The organism is Flavobacterium sp. LC2016-13 (assembly GCF_009707955.1).
Taxonomy (GTDB): Bacteria; Bacteroidota; Bacteroidia; order Flavobacteriales; family Flavobacteriaceae; genus Flavobacterium.
Genome location: NZ_WMDQ01000002.1, coordinates 262,687 through 279,781, shown reverse-complemented (window position 1 = coordinate 279,781; position 17,095 = coordinate 262,687). Strand labels below are relative to the sequence as shown.

The 17,095-nt window shown below is 32.9% G+C and carries 18 protein-coding genes; 6 read left to right on the top strand and 12 right to left on the bottom strand.

Going from position 1 to position 17,095, the window contains the following annotated elements; genetic code table 11:
* Window positions 1-57 precede the first annotated feature (57 nt).
* The 5 genes from GKZ86_RS05030 to GKZ86_RS05010 all read left to right on the top strand — a co-directional run bounded on the left by GKZ86_RS05030 (window position 58) and on the right by GKZ86_RS05010 (window position 2,904).
* Window positions 58-507: a hypothetical protein gene (locus GKZ86_RS05030; RefSeq protein ID WP_154782018.1), complete on the top strand. Its 450-nt coding sequence runs from the start codon at window positions 58-60 to the stop codon at window positions 505-507.
* A 112-nt stretch (window positions 508-619) separates the two neighbouring features.
* On the top strand, window positions 620-952 hold the full coding sequence (locus GKZ86_RS05025; RefSeq protein ID WP_154782017.1) for a hypothetical protein: 333 nt from the start codon (window positions 620-622) through the stop codon (window positions 950-952).
* Between the two features lie 80 nt (window positions 953-1,032).
* Window positions 1,033-1,596: a hypothetical protein gene (locus GKZ86_RS05020; RefSeq protein ID WP_154782016.1), complete on the top strand. Its 564-nt coding sequence runs from the start codon at window positions 1,033-1,035 to the stop codon at window positions 1,594-1,596.
* 25 nt (window positions 1,597-1,621) lie between these two features.
* Window positions 1,622-2,185 carry a Crp/Fnr family transcriptional regulator gene (locus GKZ86_RS05015; RefSeq protein WP_154782015.1) on the top strand — a complete coding sequence of 188 codons (564 nt, stop codon included), beginning with the start codon at window positions 1,622-1,624 and terminating at the stop codon, window positions 2,183-2,185.
* A 329-nt stretch (window positions 2,186-2,514) separates the two neighbouring features.
* Window positions 2,515-2,904: a RidA family protein gene (locus tag GKZ86_RS05010; protein ID WP_154782441.1), complete on the top strand. Its 390-nt coding sequence runs from the start codon at window positions 2,515-2,517 to the stop codon at window positions 2,902-2,904.
* Between the two features lie 27 nt (window positions 2,905-2,931).
* On the opposite strand, the gene GKZ86_RS05005 is transcribed toward GKZ86_RS05010, so the two are convergent.
* Entirely contained in the window at window positions 2,932-3,504 is a 573-nt protein-coding gene (locus tag GKZ86_RS05005; RefSeq protein ID WP_154782014.1) for a Crp/Fnr family transcriptional regulator, read from the bottom strand.
* Between the two features lie 71 nt (window positions 3,505-3,575).
* Entirely contained in the window at window positions 3,576-3,956 is a 381-nt protein-coding gene (locus tag GKZ86_RS05000) for a nuclear transport factor 2 family protein (protein ID WP_154782013.1), read from the bottom strand.
* 393 nt (window positions 3,957-4,349) lie between these two features.
* Between GKZ86_RS05000 and GKZ86_RS04995 the strand changes: the two genes are divergently transcribed.
* Window positions 4,350-4,598 (top strand): hypothetical protein, encoded by a 249-nt coding sequence (locus GKZ86_RS04995; RefSeq protein ID WP_154782012.1) that lies wholly within the window; start codon window positions 4,350-4,352, stop codon window positions 4,596-4,598.
* A 5-nt stretch (window positions 4,599-4,603) separates the two neighbouring features.
* Here GKZ86_RS04995 and GKZ86_RS04990 read toward each other — a convergent pair whose 3' ends face one another.
* The 10 genes from GKZ86_RS04990 to GKZ86_RS04945 all read right to left on the bottom strand — a co-directional run bounded on the left by GKZ86_RS04990 (window position 4,604) and on the right by GKZ86_RS04945 (window position 16,916).
* The gene (locus tag GKZ86_RS04990) at window positions 4,604-5,254 is read right to left on the bottom strand and encodes a nucleotidyl transferase AbiEii/AbiGii toxin family protein (protein WP_154782011.1); all 651 of its coding nucleotides are present in this window, start codon (window positions 5,252-5,254) and stop codon (window positions 4,604-4,606) included.
* A 3-nt stretch (window positions 5,255-5,257) separates the two neighbouring features.
* Window positions 5,258-5,722: a plasmid maintenance system antidote protein gene (locus GKZ86_RS04985; RefSeq protein WP_154782010.1), complete on the bottom strand. Its 465-nt coding sequence runs from the start codon at window positions 5,720-5,722 to the stop codon at window positions 5,258-5,260.
* 59 nt (window positions 5,723-5,781) lie between these two features.
* A complete protein-coding gene (locus GKZ86_RS04980) occupies window positions 5,782-7,170 on the bottom strand; it encodes an MATE family efflux transporter (RefSeq protein WP_154782009.1) in 1,389 nt (462 codons plus the stop codon).
* A 129-nt stretch (window positions 7,171-7,299) separates the two neighbouring features.
* Window positions 7,300-9,093 (bottom strand): IucA/IucC family siderophore biosynthesis protein, encoded by a 1,794-nt coding sequence (locus tag GKZ86_RS04975; protein WP_154782008.1) that lies wholly within the window; start codon window positions 9,091-9,093, stop codon window positions 7,300-7,302.
* 10 nt (window positions 9,094-9,103) lie between these two features.
* Window positions 9,104-9,700, bottom strand: coding sequence for a GNAT family N-acetyltransferase (locus GKZ86_RS04970; RefSeq protein WP_154782007.1), 597 nt, complete (start codon window positions 9,698-9,700; stop codon window positions 9,104-9,106).
* Between the two features lie 10 nt (window positions 9,701-9,710).
* Window positions 9,711-12,089 (bottom strand): GNAT family N-acetyltransferase, encoded by a 2,379-nt coding sequence (locus GKZ86_RS04965; protein ID WP_154782006.1) that lies wholly within the window; start codon window positions 12,087-12,089, stop codon window positions 9,711-9,713.
* Between the two features lie 13 nt (window positions 12,090-12,102).
* Window positions 12,103-13,242, bottom strand: a complete 1,140-nt coding sequence (locus GKZ86_RS04960; RefSeq protein ID WP_154782005.1) for a heparan-alpha-glucosaminide N-acetyltransferase domain-containing protein — start codon at window positions 13,240-13,242, stop codon at window positions 12,103-12,105.
* Window positions 13,243-13,246: 4 nt separating this feature from the next.
* Window positions 13,247-14,578 (bottom strand): lysine N(6)-hydroxylase/L-ornithine N(5)-oxygenase family protein, encoded by a 1,332-nt coding sequence (locus GKZ86_RS04955; protein ID WP_154782004.1) that lies wholly within the window; start codon window positions 14,576-14,578, stop codon window positions 13,247-13,249.
* Window positions 14,579-14,584: 6 nt separating this feature from the next.
* Entirely contained in the window at window positions 14,585-16,117 is a 1,533-nt protein-coding gene (locus GKZ86_RS04950; RefSeq protein WP_154782003.1) for an aspartate aminotransferase family protein, read from the bottom strand.
* 172 nt (window positions 16,118-16,289) lie between these two features.
* A complete protein-coding gene (locus tag GKZ86_RS04945; RefSeq protein WP_154782002.1) occupies window positions 16,290-16,916 on the bottom strand; it encodes a response regulator transcription factor in 627 nt (208 codons plus the stop codon).
* Window positions 16,917-17,095: the final 179 nt, after the last annotated feature.

The following is a 17,095-nucleotide window of genomic DNA, read 5'->3' as shown; positions in this document are numbered from 1 at the left end:
TGTAATGAAAAGAGGCTTATTATTAGTAAATTAGTTTATCTGCAATAAGATAGAGATATGGAATTATTTGAAGAAATTCAGAATGCATGTAAAACTCACAAAGTAAGTTGTGAAATTTTAAATAAGGAAGATGCAAATAGATATTTAAATGATGTGTTTAAAAAATTTGATGTTCATAAAAAGTTTGGACATCTTTCTATTGGACACAATGTTGAAAAAATATTTACCGAAGAATATGAATTAATATATTCTAATTATTTAGACGAAGAACCAATTTTTATCTTTTTTGATCAAGAAATTTATAAGCAAAAAGTTATTAGGATTGGCAATTCTAAAAAATTTCATTCAATATTAGAAGACTGTTATGGTTTTGAATATTTTTTATCTAATGAAAATATAAGTTATTTAATATCTGTTAATTGGTATGTTATAGAAGCTACAGGAAATCAAATAAAAAATGTTTTTAAAGAGTTGCAAAAAAAATCAGGTAATATCCCAGAATATTAGAATATTTATTGGAAGGATAACAAAATTTATATTATCACTAAAATTTAATTTACTTTGCGACGAAAGATTCCAAATCTACACTATTCAACCCATAAAAACTAAGTCAAAAACAATGAAACAATTTACGTTTATAATTATTGCTTCTTTAATGTTGTTTTCTTGTAAAAAGAATGACGACTTTGTTTTACTAAAAAAAATTGTTGCTGATGAAGGTCAATATATTGAGCGCGAAGAATACTTTGATAAAGACGAAGTTATAAAACTAAGTTCTGTACTAATATATTATGGAGAAAGTATTAAAGTGGTAAACGACAGTATTTTTATATCGAAAAAAAGTTATTCGGATAAGAATTATTTATGGAACATTCAAAATAAAAGTAATGATTCTGTATGGTATTCTACTCATATTTTAAATCCTGAAGTTGAAGTTTTCGATACAAAGTAACGCAACAGTCTGGACTAAATATATCAAACTTGTATTTCATTTTAATTTGTATTTTCACCTGGCAAAAAACGCAATCTCCTATGAGAAAATTTCTATTTCTGACGATTTTATTAGTTCAATATTCTTTTTCGCAATCTCGATATGACAAAAATGCACAATGCGTTCGAAAAAATAATTTTTCGGAGAAAGAAAGATTAACTCGCTTTCCTTTTTCTAATACTTCTCAAATCAAAATTATATCTTTTAAAGGCAAAACAGATGGTCCTTTGGGGCACGATCTTATAAATTACATGAACTCTATTGTAATAGGAAAAGATACATTATCTCTAAACTTGTATGAGGAAATTACAAATTTGTCTCCCGAACAAACAAATCAATTAACGGATATTATTTTTAATTATACCCATAAAAAAGAACGTTATGCAATAACACCGTTTGGTTGTTATACGCCTAGAAATGCGATCTTATTTCTGGATCAAAACAACATTATAATTGCATGGATTGAAATTTGTTTTGGCTGCAATAGTTATCGAACAAGCGATAGGAAATTAACTATTGGAGAATATTGTGACAAAAAATTCGATATGCTTAAAGCTATCTTTGCAAATGCTAAAATTCAATATGGTATCACTGTAACTGAATAAAATAATTTGAATAACTTTGAGCCTTATGCAGGCAAACCTTAGAGAACATATCGAAAAAATAATTCCGCTTACCGATGATGAGTTTGCATTTGTAGCTTCTCATTTTACCACTAAAAAGTTTAAGAAACACCAATTTCTTATTCAGGAAGGCGATACGAATGTCTATTCTTACTTTGTTATTTCGGGGCTTTTAAAACTGGTTTATACAGATCATTCAGAAAAAGCGCATATTGTTTCGTTCGCAATGGAAGATTGGTGGGAAAGTGATTATTATGCTTTTTATACCCAAACCGAAGCCACAATGTCGCTCGAATGTCTTGAAGATACAGAAGTACTTTGCTGCACATTTGAAGATTATAAAAAACTCTGCAACGGTTTACAAAAAATGGAACGTTTTTTTCTGGAGAAATCGAATTTCGGTTTTCTCGGATCGCAACGCCGCATTATTTCCTGGCAAACTTCGAACTCTAAAGAACGTTACGAACAGTTTCTAAAGCAATATCCATCTCTGATTCAGCGCGTTCCAAAAAGCCTGATCGCTTCTTATCTCGGCGTTTCCCGCGAAACCTTAAGCCGATTATCATCTTAAAGTTGCAGTTTTCAGTCTAAGTTTTTCAGTCTAAGTTAATAGTTGGCTTTAAAATTAGAATTGTTTCACACAGCTTTTACAGATTTCACAACTCATAACTAATAACTCATAACTCATAATTTATAATTCATAATTAACAATTAATAACCTTCCTTTGTGACATTTCTCACTTTATAATCGTGAGAAATGTCAAGACCTGTTTCCAAATGTTATGCACAACTTTGCAGTATCAATTTTAAACTGTAATCGTGAAAAAAACAGCAAAATTTTTAGTCGTATTAGTAATAACCTCGATGCCGTTATTGGCACAAACTAAAAAAGGAAAACAAATGGAAAAAAGAATCATCAATCCGTGGGAATGGCAAAATGAACGCAGCTATGCGCAAGCCGTAGAAGTTAAAAATCCGGAAGGAACGCTATATGTTTCCGGACAAGCCGCCGTAAACGCTGACGGAACTTCGAGCAATGAAAATATGGAATCGCAAATAAAACTTGCCTTAAATAATCTGGAACAGGTAATTAGCAAAGCCGGATACGAACCCAACGGAATTGTTCGTTTGACTATTTATACTACCGATACCGCAGCTCTTTGGCCACATTTCAACATTATTCAGGAATGGATTGCCAAACACGGAGTTAAACAAGCCACAAGTCTAATGGAAGTGAAAAGCCTTTTTGAAACTTTAAAAGTAGAATTCGAAGCAACCGTAGTAAAATAATTCTGAATTGTAAATTATCAATTGATCCTATAATTTTCTCTTTCTGATTATGCTCAAAAATACTGGTGTTATGCCTAAATAAGAAGCAATATGTTTTTGAGAAATTCTATTGATCAGCATAGGATATTGTTTGTTGAAAAGTGTATACCGAATTTCTGCAGAAGTTGAAAGTGCGAGTGTTAACCGGTTTTGATAAAGTGCAAATCCGTTTTGAAATAAGATTCGGAAAAAGCGTTCTAACTTGGGAATCTCCATATAGAGTTCTTCTAAATCTTTAAGGTCAATTCCTATTACTTCGCCATCTTCAAGTGCTTCTATTGCATAAGTAGCGGGCGTTCCCAGAGAAAAACTCATAATATCGCAAGCCCACCAATTTTCAGGACAAAACAAAATATTGGTTTCGTCTCCGTTTTCATGGTTTTGATAAATGCGTAAACATCCTTTATCAACAAAATAAATCGTTCTGCAATGTTCTCCGATCTTTAAAAGCGGTTCATTTTTAGCAACGTTTTTAAAATGCAGTTTCGATTTTAATTGTAATTCTTCAGCAGAATTCAATTGAATATGTTTGGCAATATTCTGAAAAAAGAGTCCGTACATTGTATTATTTTATAATGCTAATGTAAGGACTCTTTTAGATGATATAAAGTAAATCAATGCTTTTTGAAAATTTAGCTTAATCTTTCTAAAGGATAATCTTCCGCTAATTTAAAAAAGCTTATCAAGCGCGTAATCTCAAAATTGCTATTGAATTCAAAATAATCATAACCAATATTGGTTTTACCTGAAATCTCTACTTCCCAAACATATTTTCCAAATGAGTGGTGAAATTCGGGTTTCTCAAGAATACTGAATTTTCTTGTTGGCATAATTTCCAGAGATTTATAAGCAAAATGCGCTAATTCATCTAAACCATTAATTTCTGAATACGGATCTATGTAAACGGCGTTTGTTGCCCAACATTTTTTAAACTCACTTTTATAAGCTTCAAGATTGTTTTCATTCCACGCTGAAACATATTGTTCAATCATTTTTTCTACTGATGTTATCATAATTTTGTGTTTTAATTTATGCAAACATACAGGAGCTATTTCGGGAAAAAATATAACTAGTTTAATTAATAAACTGATTTTTATGTTATTAAAACGGTTATTATTATTTCTTACAAATGAAAAAAAAGTAGTCTTTATTCTACTTTTAAAACAATACAACTAACTGATTGTAAGTTATTTAGCTAAATAAATTAATAAATATCTAAAAAAAATCAAAAACTTTTAAAACCAAATAGTCAAAATGAACGTAAGTAGGAAAAGACGGTAATCTGGAATGAGATAGATTTGATAATGAGATAAAGTTCAATTCATTATTACGTTTTTTGGGAAAAAATATTGAGTTTGTTCTGTTCCTGATTATCGTTTTTTATTTAATTTTAAGAATAGTAAAACTTGGAAAAAAGAAACGTTCAAAGGTTAAAAAAGACCTTAGATTATCTGGAAAGCAAACAGCGCGAATTGAAAAGACAATACGAAACCGATACGCGAAGTATTGAATCAATGATTAAATATTTAAAAAAAGATATGCTCGATCAGTTTAATTTATCTGATTATCATATCTCTATTCAACAAGAAATAAAAAATACCGACGCTTTTATTAATAATGTGAAAGATATTATAAAGGTGAATTGTGAGGAATAAGATATTTACTCTTTCAAACTTTCAATGAGCTCAATCATATCAAGTTTGATAAGCTCCCAATGTTTACCTCTAAGACATAAAGGTTCAAAATCATTGTCGGCTAAAGTAAAATCAGTAAATTTTTCTATTAAAATTTTTCTATCATGAGTAAAAGGGTATCTTTTGTCATGTAGTTCGAACATTTCATTGATACTAAAATCCTCAAGAAGCTGATCAATATCCCAAAAATCTTTTTTTCTTCCTGTTCTTTGTATTACATCCAGTTTCATAGCCACAATTTCAGTTTTACTACCTAATCTTAAAGTATCAAATTGTTGCATTTCATCGATAAAGGGATCTGTATAAAAGACATCAACTTTGACATTATCATTATTACTATTACCAACGTAATATGATTTTCCCATTCCTACAGGAGTAATATCCATACTATCTACGTACAAATAATTTGCTCGCAGATAATCATCAATACTATTAAAATCTAAACTTCCATATTCGGCATCACTAAATAAATCAATATCTACAGACATACGATGCCCGTAATAAAGACTTAGCGCTGTTCCGCCAACAAGTCTAAAAGAAGAAAATTCTTTTGCCTGCATTAAATTTTCTAAAACACTTTTAAGTAATGGTGTAACAGTATTAAAATACAAAGACATACCTTATTTATTTAAAAAACTATTCACTGTTTCGCTTCCATAAAAACGGATTATTTCCTCTTTTTCGGACTCATTACCACGTTCAAAAATTCTTTGAATAACTGCTCTTTTTTGTTTTTGCCAATCTATTTTATTTATATCTGTATCCCAAAATACTACTGAGCGAAGTAAAGTCAAATCAGGAGATCTTTTTTCCAGCTTGTTGTCTTGTTTTTTCTTCTCATTTTCAATATCATAATAAACTTGTAATACCATAAAATAACCTTCCTCAATCGCCAATGACTTTTCTATCTTCAGCGCTAAAGATGTATTCATTCTTCGCTTACCTTTTGTAATTGCGGTAAGAGTCTGCGGAAATTCTCCTAAAGAAATTGCAAATTGTCCTTTACGAATATGACGTTTGTCTAATTCGCGCTCCAGAACAAATCCAGGATGAATTCCTTTTATCGTATCAATTATTGTTTTCATAATACAAAAATAAACAATTTTGTTTACACAAAAATGTTAAATAGTATTAAATTAAATTCTCAAACCATAATCCTCTTCCATTTTCCTTGTCGATAAACAAGTACACTTAATATCGTGATCAAAGTTTCAGCAACGGGAATTGCAATAAAAACACCAGTTGGTCCCATTTCATAATAATGTACCAAAAGATACGCAAACGGAACCTGAAAAATCCAGAATCCTAAAATGTTGATCCAGGTTGGTGTCCACGTATCTCCTGCTCCATTGAATGTATTGTTTAAAACCATTCCTAGACCGTAGAAAATAAAACCCACGCTCATAATCTGCAATGCATTTACGGCAATTCTGATAATAATGGGATCATCTGTAAAAAACGAAATCAGAAAATGCGCGCTAAAAAAGCAAACCAACATAATAGATCCCATAAAAATCATATTGTATTTGGCGGTTTTATAAACGGCTTTTTCTGCTCTTTCAATTTCATCGGCGCCCAAATTTTGTCCAACTAAAGTTGCAACCGCATTGCTTAATCCCCAAGCCGGAAGAATGAAAAACATCATAATTCGAATTGCCGTTTGATAACCTGATGAAGCATAATCTCCACCAGTTACAGCAACCAGATTAGCCAGGAAAATCCAGCTGCAGGAAGCAATTACATATTGTAAAACTCCGGGCGTTGCCAATTTTATAATGCCCTGAATTAATTTGTAATTAGGAAGAAAGTAACTCCATTTGATTTTTAAAATTCCCTGTCCGTAAAAAAGGAAATAACATTGATATAAAACGCCAATTCCTCTTCCGATAGTTGTTGCAATGGCAGCGCCTGTAACGCCCATTGCGGGAACAAACCAAAATCCGTTAATGAGAATTGGACATAAAATAATATTCGAAATATTGGCAATCCATAAACTTTTCATCGCGATTATGGCATTTCCTGCACCTCTGAAAATTCCGTTAATCAGGAAAATCAGCATTACGAAAACACTTCCTGCCATCATGATTCTCGTATAATTTACGCCATAAACTACCGCAGATGCAGAAGCGCCCATTAACATGAGAATTTCTTTTGCAAAAACAAAACCTTCCAAAGTAATGAATACATTTATGGCAATTGCAATTATAATAGCTTGTACGCCAGATTTTGCAGCTTCTTGCGTTTCTTTTTCGCCAATACGCCGCGCGACAATCGCCGTTGTTGCAATACTGATTCCGATGGCAATCGAGTAAATAATCGCAAAAACAGATTCGGTTAAACCAACAACCTGAATCGCATAATTACTTTCTTTTAAATGTCCGACAAAATACAAATCAACCAAAGCAAAAACAGATTCCATTGCCATTTCTAAAACCATCGGAATGGAGAGAATCAGAATTCCTTTTCTAATACTTCCTTTGGTGAAATCGAATGATTCTGCATATTGCATTATTTTATTTAAACGTTTGAACATAATTTTTTTATTGCCACAAAGGCGCTAGGGCGCAAAGTTTTTGTTTTACGCAGATTATTATTCGCCACGAATTCACGAATTATAAAAAAAAAATTCGTGAATTCGTGGCGGAAAAAATATTTTGATCTTTTAAATTGTAGTTTCTTGTTGACTGAAAACAGCAACAGGATTTGTCAATTTACCAACAAATTGAAGACTGTCAATAGGATCAGCTAAATCAAGCATTTGTTTGTTGTTTCGCAATTGCAAACGGTTCAGGCAGCACGAATCAAATTTAGGAACAAACAAATTGTATTTTTTAAATTGTTCCTGCAAATGCGGCTGAGCTGATTGATATTCGTGAATACAATCGGCAACGGCAGACCAGAAATCTTCTTCGGAAAGTGTTTTGGTTTCGGATAAAATAGCAGAAAGGAAACGGAAATAAAACTGAAAAACATCATTAAAAATACAAAGGATTTTCAACGGTTCTTTCATGTCAATATGAATGCGTTTTACTTTTTCGGGCAGCGGAATTTCTCCATTAAAAACCATCACTTCTTCGGTAATGTCTTTCATAATAGCTTTTACCGGAATATGATTTTCTAAGACTAAAATCAGGTTTTCACCATGTGGCATAAAAACCATTTCATGCTCATAAAAACAATGCAATAAAGGCGAAAGATAAGCATCTAAATAATGACTAATCCAAGCTTTTGCAGTGATTCCTGACTTTTGAATCAATTCTGATACAAAAGCATTTCCGGATTGATCAACATGCAATAAAGCTGCCATTGTCATAATATGCTGTCCTTTCGATAATTTCGGAATCGGGCTTTCGCGCCATAAAGTGGCCAGCATTTTATTATGCGGAATGCTTCTGCCTAAAGGTTCATACAAGAAATTTCGATAACCAATTGTGGCAACTTCTCCCAAAAGTGTAAAGCCTTTTTGCTGTAAATACGAATCGTTTTCAACCAAGTCTGCAACCCATTGAGTAATTGCAGGCGTACTTTCCATATAATATGGAGAAAGTCCGCGCATGAATCCCATATTGATTACCGAAAGTGCCGTTTTTGCATAAAATTTCTCCGGTGAAGAAGTATTAAAAAAAGTGCGAATCGATTGTTGTGCAGAATATTCATCATCGCCATAACCAAGGCAAACCAGATGATTTTCGGCAATATCAGGTGCAAAAATCAAAGCCAGTTTATTAAACCATTGCCACGGATGTACGGGAAAGAAATAATAATCATCAACATTTAAATCCTGAGATTTTAATACATTTTCGAACAATGCAATGTTTTCTGCAGATAATTCCTGTTGCAATACTTTTTGATAATCTAATGTTTCAATAGCTGTAAAAGTGGCTTTGCTCCTATGTCCGGCAATCCATAATAATCTTACGGGCGCATTGGCTTCTGGAGAAAAAGTGGCGAAATCATCAATATTAAAACCATTTTTTCCGCTGTTCGCTACAAAACACGGATGCCCTTCGGTCATGGCGTGCTCTATTTTTTGATAATCTAATTCCAGTAAATCTTTCGACGTATATTTTTCGTTCGCGATTTTATATGCCGTGCTGTATAATGTACTTGTAATTTCTTCTAAATACGTTGGCAATAAGCTTTCACTAATTCCTAAAGTATCTTTAAATTCGATAATAAATTCTAATAAACGCAAAGGCGAATTTTTTCCTTCGATTGTCTTTTGTATAGAATCTACAGCAATAGACCAGTGATTTAATGCCAAAATTGTGGCTTTAAAAGTATAGACTGCTTTTTCATCGGGAGAAAAAATATGATAGGAATTAGAATCGCTTTTTATCGGAACAATCAATAATTCGTGTGCAAATTCACTTAAGGTTTTCTTTAGCAAAATGGCATTGGCTTTGTCCCAATTCTCCTTCGTTAAATGCTGTATATTTTGGGTTGGTATTTTCATTTGTTTCAATTTAAACCTGTTGTAATGCCTTGTAATAATCCTCACGTGTGCAAAATTCCAAGTGCGCTTGTTTGTGCGGCAAATCGAGAACACGCTGAAAAACAAATCCCGCTCTTTTATTTAGTAAATGAATTTTATGATTTCTCGCATCGGGCTCAACCACAATTCTTTGGTTTTTACCGTCACTAAAAATAAAATCAAGAATTACCGTAAAAATATTCCAGGTGAAATTCGGAATTGGTTTTTCTGAAGGCGCAACCAGTATGTGCATGCCTTTATCGCCTTTTTGCGATTCGTAATATTTACCCACAATATCATCTTCAGGATTATAACATTCTAATAGAAAAGCGACATTGTTATTGAATTTGCCAATATAAACCTGCGCTTTTTCCTGAATATTATAGTAGGTATTTTTTACTTCTTCTTGAGAAAATCCATTCATTTCCCAATAAACGGCGTAATCACGGTTTACCCAATTGTGAATCAACGGAATATCTAATTCCATATCAAGCGGACGCAGCTCAAAAACCCCTAAACCGGGAATTGTTTTTACAAAAACAACGTCGTTTGCAACATCATTTTCAGGATGAGTTATTATACTATTCATCTTTAAGGAATTAAGCTATTATTTTTTTATACGGAGCAATTGGGTTTTGCAGTTTTCCCTGAAATTGTAACAACGCCACAGGATCATCCAGATCGATCATGGTTTTGTTATTATTCAATTGCAAACGGTTCAGGCAAGACAATTGAAATTCATTGGCAAATAAATCATATTGTTCAAATTTAGCTTCCAAATGCGGATTTTGTTCCTGATAATCAGAGATACATTCTGCCACTAATTCCCAATAACGATCTTCAGAATAATTATCACTCGAAACCAAAATAGCCGACATAAAACGGAAAAATCCATCAAAAACATCTATGAAAATCGAAAGTAATTTTACGTCTTCAGGAACTTCAGCATAAATTCTGTCAATGTTTTTAGGAACCACAACATCAGGATTTAAAATAACGGCTTCTTCGGTAATATCTTTCATGAAAGAACGAACCGGAACGTGATTTTCTAATCCCAAAATAAGATTTTCACCATGCGGCATAAAAACCAAATCATATTGATAAAAACAATGCAATAACGGACTCAAATAAACCTTAAAATATTCGGCAAGCCAATTGTCTATTGATAATGACGATGCTTTTATAATTTCAGATAACAACGAATTTCCTTCTTTATCCAAATGTAAAAATGCTGCCATTGTCATTAATTGTTCGTCATTTTTGAGTTTTGCTACGGGACTTTCTCTCCACAATGAAGCAATCATTTTATTGTACGGATTGTGTTTTCCGAAACTTTCAAAATACGGATTGATGTAACTTACAGAAGCGACCTCGCCCAACATACCGAAACCTACTTTTTGAAGATATTGATCTCCACTTAACAATTGATCCAGCCATTCTGCCATTTCTGGAGCCGTTCCTAAATAAAAAACCGGTAAACCTCTCATAAAGCCCATGTTCAGGATGGAAAGAGATGTTTTAGTATATAATTTTTTAGGATTGCTTAAGTTGAATAACGTTCTAATGGATTGCTGTGCTTGATATAAATCTGGGCCGTAACCTACACAAATCAGTTTTTGTTTGGCAATTTCTGGCGAAAACAAATTAGCTAGTTTATTAAACCATTGCCACGGATGCACGGGAATAAAGAAATAATCGTTTGGATTTTGCCCTTTTTCTGAAATTGTGGCATTGAATTTTGCGATGGTTTCTGATCCTAATTCTTGTTGAATCAAAGTGTCATAATCCAGTTTTTGAGTTCCTGCATAAACGGTTCTGTCGCGATGTCCGGCAAGCCATAAAATCCTGAACGGATTTCCGGCTTCGGGCGCGTAGGCTTTATAATCCATGCTGTTGTAACCAATTCTACCGTTATTGGCAACAAACCCCGGATGGCCTTCCATCATGGCTTGTTCTATGGTTTGAAAATCAGAATTAGCAAGCGATTTTGAAGTTGAATTTTCCTTTAATAATTTGTAACAGCTTCCGTAAAGTGTGCTGATAATTTCTTCTAAATAAGAAGGAATTAGTTGTTCTGAAATTCCTAAACTGGTTTTGAATTCCTGAATAAAATCAACGGCATCTAAAGGAATTAACGCATCATTTTTAAATTTTGAAATCGAATTTACTTCAATATTCAAATGATTCATGGCAAGTAATTCTGCTTCAAAAGTATATTTAACCGAATTATCATCAGAAAGCAGCGAATATTTATTTCCAGATTCTAATGTTGGTTTTATTAAAAGTTCGTGCGAGAACTCACAAATAGCTTTTTTTACCAACAAACGATTGGCTTTTTCCCAAACTTCGGGCTGAATATGTGTGATGGCTTTTTCAGGAAATTCTAATTGATTTTCGTTATTCATTTCGGTATAATTGAGGTTAAATGAATCTATTTTTTTAATGAATTGCTCTCTTGTACAAAAGGCTAATAATGCTGTTTTGTGTGGTAAATTGACCACATCCGCATCTTCAAAACCTACACGATGGCAGATATCGAACATTTTTTTGTTACTAATGTCCGGCTCAACAAGGATTCTTTCGATGGTAAGATCTCTGAAAATAAATTTCATGATGCTCGAAAAAATATGCCACGTAAACTGATGCACCGGTTTTGTTGACGGCGCGACAATAATGTGAATGCCGCAATCGTAATCCTGAACCGTATAATAATTCCCGATTATATCTTGTTTTGGGTTGTAACGTTCTAATAAAAACGAAATTTCTTCATTTACAAGTCCGATAAAAACATCCGATTCTTTGGTTATTTTTTCATATTCTAAACGAACTTCTTCGAGATTTTTTCCCTGCATGCCCCAATATTGTGCATAATCACGATTAACCCAATCATGAATTATTGCAGCATCTGTCGGTAATTGCAACGGACGGAAATCTATAGTCCCGAAATCCGGAATCGTTGTGCTGTATATAGGTTTCATTTGATTTTAGATTTTAGATTGTTGATTTTAGATTGTTAGACTTCTTAGACATAAGATTTCTTAGACTTTGGACTTTTGGCTTTTGACTTAGGACTATTTTGATTTCATTGTAAGCAAGCTGAATGCTAAGACTTGAAGCAATTACAACCGGAAATAATCCTAAAACAATCCATTGATCATATTCCCAGAAACCTAAAACATACATTCCCCAATTGATCAAAACCCACTGAATTACGTATAAACTTGTTACGTGTTTACTGCAAAAAGTCAATAAATTAAACACTGGATTATTTTTGTTAAATAGCTTTACAACGATGTTCACAAACCAATATAAAACGAGATTTGTTCCCAATAATAAAATACTTCCGCCAGGTCCTAAATGGTAATAATCTCCAAAATGATATTCTGGATTCGAGAAATTCAAAATTCCGCCAACAGCAATAAAAGCCAAGCCAACGAATAACATTTTCTTAAAAAAGACTTCCTGATTTTCGTTTAATTCTTTATACCATCTTCCCAAAAACATTCCAATTAAAATGAAAGCGCTCCACGGAAAAACAGGGAAATAAACATTAAACTGATTGCTGAAAAGTAAATCACAGATATAATCTAAACCAACAATTCCGACTCTGAAACCGCTGAGTTCCTTAGAAATAGAAATGATTGCTAAAGCCACGATTAACGGAACATATTTACTTTTGCTAAAATGATTAATAAGTCCCATAATAAACAAAGTAATTCCGGCCAATTGCAAAATATCGCCCAAAAGCAAAAAGAAGATTCCAGTTTGTAATGTGCCTGATTGTAAACCATAAGCCGAAATAAAAGCCTCGGGAAGTCCTCCAAAAAGGAACTCAGGAACCAGAAATTTCAAAATATTCATTCCGTAACCAACGGCTAAAATGTATAAAGCTCTTTTGCAAACCGCTGTAAAAGTTTGTCTTCTTGATAATACAAAAGAAATTCCCATACTTACCAAAAACATAGTTGTTCCGCGGCCTAACCATAAAATAATTTCTCCTAAAACCGTAGTGGTTTGTGTGGCAATTGTACCATAAATAAGCATGGTGTGCACCATCATCATCAAAATCACACTTGTTCCTCTGGCAAAATCTATTGCCAAAACTCTCTTTTTTTGTTGTACTGCTTCCATAATTTTATGCAATAGTTTCAAATGCCGGAGATTCAATCACTTCTGCTGCGGGAACTCCAAATTCCTGAAACGCAATTTTTGTTTCTACAGCATAATGTTCAACTCCGATAATTTCTTTAATGATATAGGAGTTGCGGTAACAAGCCATTCCTAAATCTGGCGTTACAAAACCATGTGTATGTAATTCAGCGTTTTGCACGAAAACTTCGCTTGCGTTATTATCAATTGAGTAATTTCTGTTTGTGGCAAAACGACCTTTTTCGTCCCATTGAATTCGGTTTGCAATTCCTTCTAAAAACTGAGGCAGTTTATAACCATAACCCGTTGCTAAAACCAATGCATCGGTTTTGTGACGGTATCTTTTATCTTGTTCAACCTGATGTAATTCTAATTCAAAAGACTGATTCGTTTCGTCATAAGTTCCTTTGGTACAAGCCGCATTGGTTCTTAAATTCACATCAATCTCCGTAATTACTTTTTTGTTGTAAATGGTATCGAAAATTGTCGCAATCAAGTCCTTATTGATTCCTTTGTACAATAATTTCTGATTCTTCAACAAATGATCTCTTTTGTCTGAAGGCAGATTATAGAAATAATCTACATATTCAGGAGAAGTCATTTCTAGCGTTAACTTGCTGTAATCCATTGGGAAAAATCTTGACGATCTTGTAATCCAGTTTAACTGATAGCCGTAAACATCAATTTCCTGCAATAAATCATTAAAAACTTCGGCTGCGCTTTGTCCGCTTCCTAAAACCGTAATCGATTTTTGTTTTTGAAGTGAAGCTTTATTCTGAATATAAGCTGACGAATGAATCGCTTTTCCTTTTAAAGACTGACAAGATTTTGGAATATGCGGAGCGGTTCCGGTTCCTAAAACGATCTTTTTGGTTTTGTAAATCGTCGTAACATCTGTTTTGGTACAAAGTGTTTTTACGATATAAAGTTCCTCATTTTCATCGTATTCGATCGCTGTAACTTCTGTATTAAAATAGATATTCGGTAGCTTTCTAATCGCCCATTGGCAATATTGATTGTATTCATTTCTTAATAATAAGAAGTTTTCGCGAATGTAAAACGAATACATTTTTCCTTGTTCTTTGATGTAATTCAAAAAACTAAACGGACTTGTTGGATCTGCTAAAGTCACTAAATCTGCCATAAACGGAATTTGTAATGTCGTGTCTTGCAACAACATTCCCGGATGCCAGTTGAAAGATTCATTTTTATCGAAAAATAATCCGTCAAGGTTTTCAATTGGAGCTGTTAAACATGCCAGACTTAAATTGAAAGGTCCTACTCCAACTGCAATGAAATCGTATATTTTATTTTGCATTTTATTTTAATTTTTTAATGAATATTCATTTCCGTGAAATACGATCAAATCAATGATTTCTTCAATGTCTTTTTGGGTTGTTAACGGGTTTAATAAAGTAAATTTCAGGAATACTTCGTTGTAGACTTTTGTACTGGTAATGATGGCTTTACCTTCATTAAAAATGGCTTTACGAATGTAACTGTTGATACCACAGTACGAATTTCCGTTTCCGGTAAATGGTGTATAACGAAAGACAATCGCACTAATTTCAGGTTTATGAATGATTTCGAAATCGTCTCTGTTTCTCAGTAAATCTGCCGTAAATTGAGCATTGGCAATCGCTTTTTCCATATAAGAACTCAAACCTTCTGTTCCGATCATTCTCAATGTAAACCACAATTTTAAGGCATCAAAACGACGTGTTGTCTGGATTGATTTTTTTACCATGTTTGGAATTCCTTCGTCTTCCTGTTCTTTAGAATTCAGATAATCAGCATGGTACTTGATATAATCTACAAATGATTTATCTCTCATAAAAAACCCGCTTGAACTTACCGGCTGATAAAAAGTTTTGTGATAATCGATTGTAACTGAATCTGATAATTCGATTCCACTCAATTTTTCTTTGTGAAGATTGCTGATTAATAAACCACCGCCGTAAGCCGCATCTACGTGAAACCAAATATCATTTTCACTGGCAACTGAAGCAATTTCGGTCAACGGATCTATTGAACCAAAATCAGTTGTTCCGGCAGTTCCCACAATCGCAATTGGAATATTTCCTAAGTCTTTTTGCTGCTGAATTACTTTTTTCAAAGCGCTTATATTCATCTTAAAATCAGGATCTACAGCAACAGGAATTACGGCATTTTGTCCTAAACCTAAAAGACTTAGGTTTTTCTTTAAACTAAAATGGCTTACTTCTGAACACAAAACCCTGAATTTTGAAGCTTCAGGAGGCAATCCGTCCATTTTTGGATCAATTCCGTAATGTTTTTTGATATAATGATCTCTTGCTAAAAGCAATCCCATCATGTTAGACTGTGTTCCGCCACTGGTAAAAATTCCGTCAGCGTTTTCAGGATAACCTAATTTATCTAGCGTCCATTCTACCAATTTCAATTCGATAAAAGTCGCTCCCGTGCTTTGATCGTACGTATCCATCGAAGAATTTAAAGATGATATAAAAGCCTCGGCCACAAGTGTTGGCGTTAGAATTGGGCAATTAAGATGCGCTATGTATTTGGGATTATGAAAGTGAATACAATCATCTAAATAAATGTCTTTTAATTCATCCAAAACATAATCCAGGCTTTTTCCTTTTTTATTTTCTTCCAGATAAATGTTGTCGATTTTTTGCTTAATCGTCGAAATACTGGTTCCGGTAAATGGCGTATCTCTTTCTTTTAAATGATTTCCAATTGTTTTAATGGCCTTTTTCATGCTTTTCTTATAAATCCCGATTGATTTATTATTGTTAGAAAAAACATGTTTATCATGCGCATTATCAATTACGACTTCTTGCAGTATTGTTCCTAATTTTTCTTGTGCCTCCATTTGTGGTATTTATTTAGATTGATTCTAAAGAATAATTTTCACAAATGTAGATTTGTACGAAAATTAAATCAATACCATAAAAAAGTGAAAATCATTTCTATAATTGAGGTAGTCAAAATACCTCAATTATAGTAGGAATTAAAGCATAAAATACCCTTAAATTATACGAAAATTACTTTATTTTTTTCTCTAAAGCATAGAGTATCAACTCAGAAGTCGTATGTCTGCCTGTTTTTTTCATGATGTTTTTTCGATGCGTCCTGAAAGTATGAATGCTGATAAAAAGCTGCGATGCTATACTTTTTCCGTTATTTCCCTGTGCAATTTGTTTGAGAATTTCAAACTCTCTTAAAGTAAGCTTTTCATCACTTTCGGCTGTTGGTAAGGCAAAAACATCAATAAGTGCATTTAAGGTTTTGGGGCATAAATAGCGTTCTCCGTGCTGAATTTTATACAAAGCATCATAAATGGTTTGTTCCTCACAATCTTTTGATATAAAGCCATTTATATTGTCTTTTAAGAAACTATTAATGGTTTGTTTATTCTTAAAATAAGAAAGGATTATGATTTTGCATTTGGGATAGTTTGTTTTAATAATCTTAAGATCATCATCATAAAACAAAAAAATATTATTGGGATCAATAATCAGGCATTCTATATCGTTTTTATCCAAACACTTAAACAATTCTTCTCTTGAATTTGCCTCTTTTAGGTTGGGTGTTTTTACCAACTTTTTAAGTGTGTGCCTCAATCCAATTATGTGTAGGTTTTCGGAATCGGCCAAAAGGAAATTTTTCATCACTATTTAGATTTATTCTAAACAAAATTACTAATTAAATTGTATTGTAGAATAATTAATTATCAAAAAATAGTTATTTTCTTATAATCCTCAGGTATAGCAAGAAAGGTTATAATGACAATAAGATCTTCAATAATCTGTATTTCTTTCAAAAATGAAGTAACATCTGAATTAAGCCA

What these genes read in the sequence shown, in the direction of transcription:
- GKZ86_RS05030 (WP_154782018.1), top strand. Translation starts at nt 58, where the DNA reads ATGGAATTATTTGAAGAAATTCAGAATGCATGTAAAACTCACAAAGTA.
- GKZ86_RS04950 (WP_154782003.1), bottom strand. Translation starts at nt 16,117, where the DNA reads ATGGAGGCACAAGAAAAATTAGGAACAATACTGCAAGAAGTCGTAATT.
- GKZ86_RS04955 (WP_154782004.1), bottom strand. Translation starts at nt 14,578, where the DNA reads ATGCAAAATAAAATATACGATTTCATTGCAGTTGGAGTAGGACCTTTC.
- GKZ86_RS05025 (WP_154782017.1), top strand. Translation starts at nt 620, where the DNA reads ATGAAACAATTTACGTTTATAATTATTGCTTCTTTAATGTTGTTTTCT.
- GKZ86_RS04945 (WP_154782002.1), bottom strand. Translation starts at nt 16,916, where the DNA reads ATGAAAAATTTCCTTTTGGCCGATTCCGAAAACCTACACATAATTGGA.
- GKZ86_RS05020 (WP_154782016.1), top strand. Translation starts at nt 1,033, where the DNA reads ATGAGAAAATTTCTATTTCTGACGATTTTATTAGTTCAATATTCTTTT.
- GKZ86_RS05000 (WP_154782013.1), bottom strand. Translation starts at nt 3,956, where the DNA reads ATGATAACATCAGTAGAAAAAATGATTGAACAATATGTTTCAGCGTGG.
- GKZ86_RS05010 (WP_154782441.1), top strand. Translation starts at nt 2,515, where the DNA reads ATGGAAAAAAGAATCATCAATCCGTGGGAATGGCAAAATGAACGCAGC.
- GKZ86_RS04960 (WP_154782005.1), bottom strand. Translation starts at nt 13,242, where the DNA reads ATGGAAGCAGTACAACAAAAAAAGAGAGTTTTGGCAATAGATTTTGCC.
- GKZ86_RS04980 (WP_154782009.1), bottom strand. Translation starts at nt 7,170, where the DNA reads ATGTTCAAACGTTTAAATAAAATAATGCAATATGCAGAATCATTCGAT.
- GKZ86_RS05005 (WP_154782014.1), bottom strand. Translation starts at nt 3,504, where the DNA reads ATGTACGGACTCTTTTTTCAGAATATTGCCAAACATATTCAATTGAAT.
- GKZ86_RS04975 (WP_154782008.1), bottom strand. Translation starts at nt 9,093, where the DNA reads ATGAAAATACCAACCCAAAATATACAGCATTTAACGAAGGAGAATTGG.
- GKZ86_RS05015 (WP_154782015.1), top strand. Translation starts at nt 1,622, where the DNA reads ATGCAGGCAAACCTTAGAGAACATATCGAAAAAATAATTCCGCTTACC.
- GKZ86_RS04965 (WP_154782006.1), bottom strand. Translation starts at nt 12,089, where the DNA reads ATGAAACCTATATACAGCACAACGATTCCGGATTTCGGGACTATAGAT.
- GKZ86_RS04990 (WP_154782011.1), bottom strand. Translation starts at nt 5,254, where the DNA reads ATGTCTTTGTATTTTAATACTGTTACACCATTACTTAAAAGTGTTTTA.
- GKZ86_RS04970 (WP_154782007.1), bottom strand. Translation starts at nt 9,700, where the DNA reads ATGAATAGTATAATAACTCATCCTGAAAATGATGTTGCAAACGACGTT.
- GKZ86_RS04985 (WP_154782010.1), bottom strand. Translation starts at nt 5,722, where the DNA reads ATGAAAACAATAATTGATACGATAAAAGGAATTCATCCTGGATTTGTT.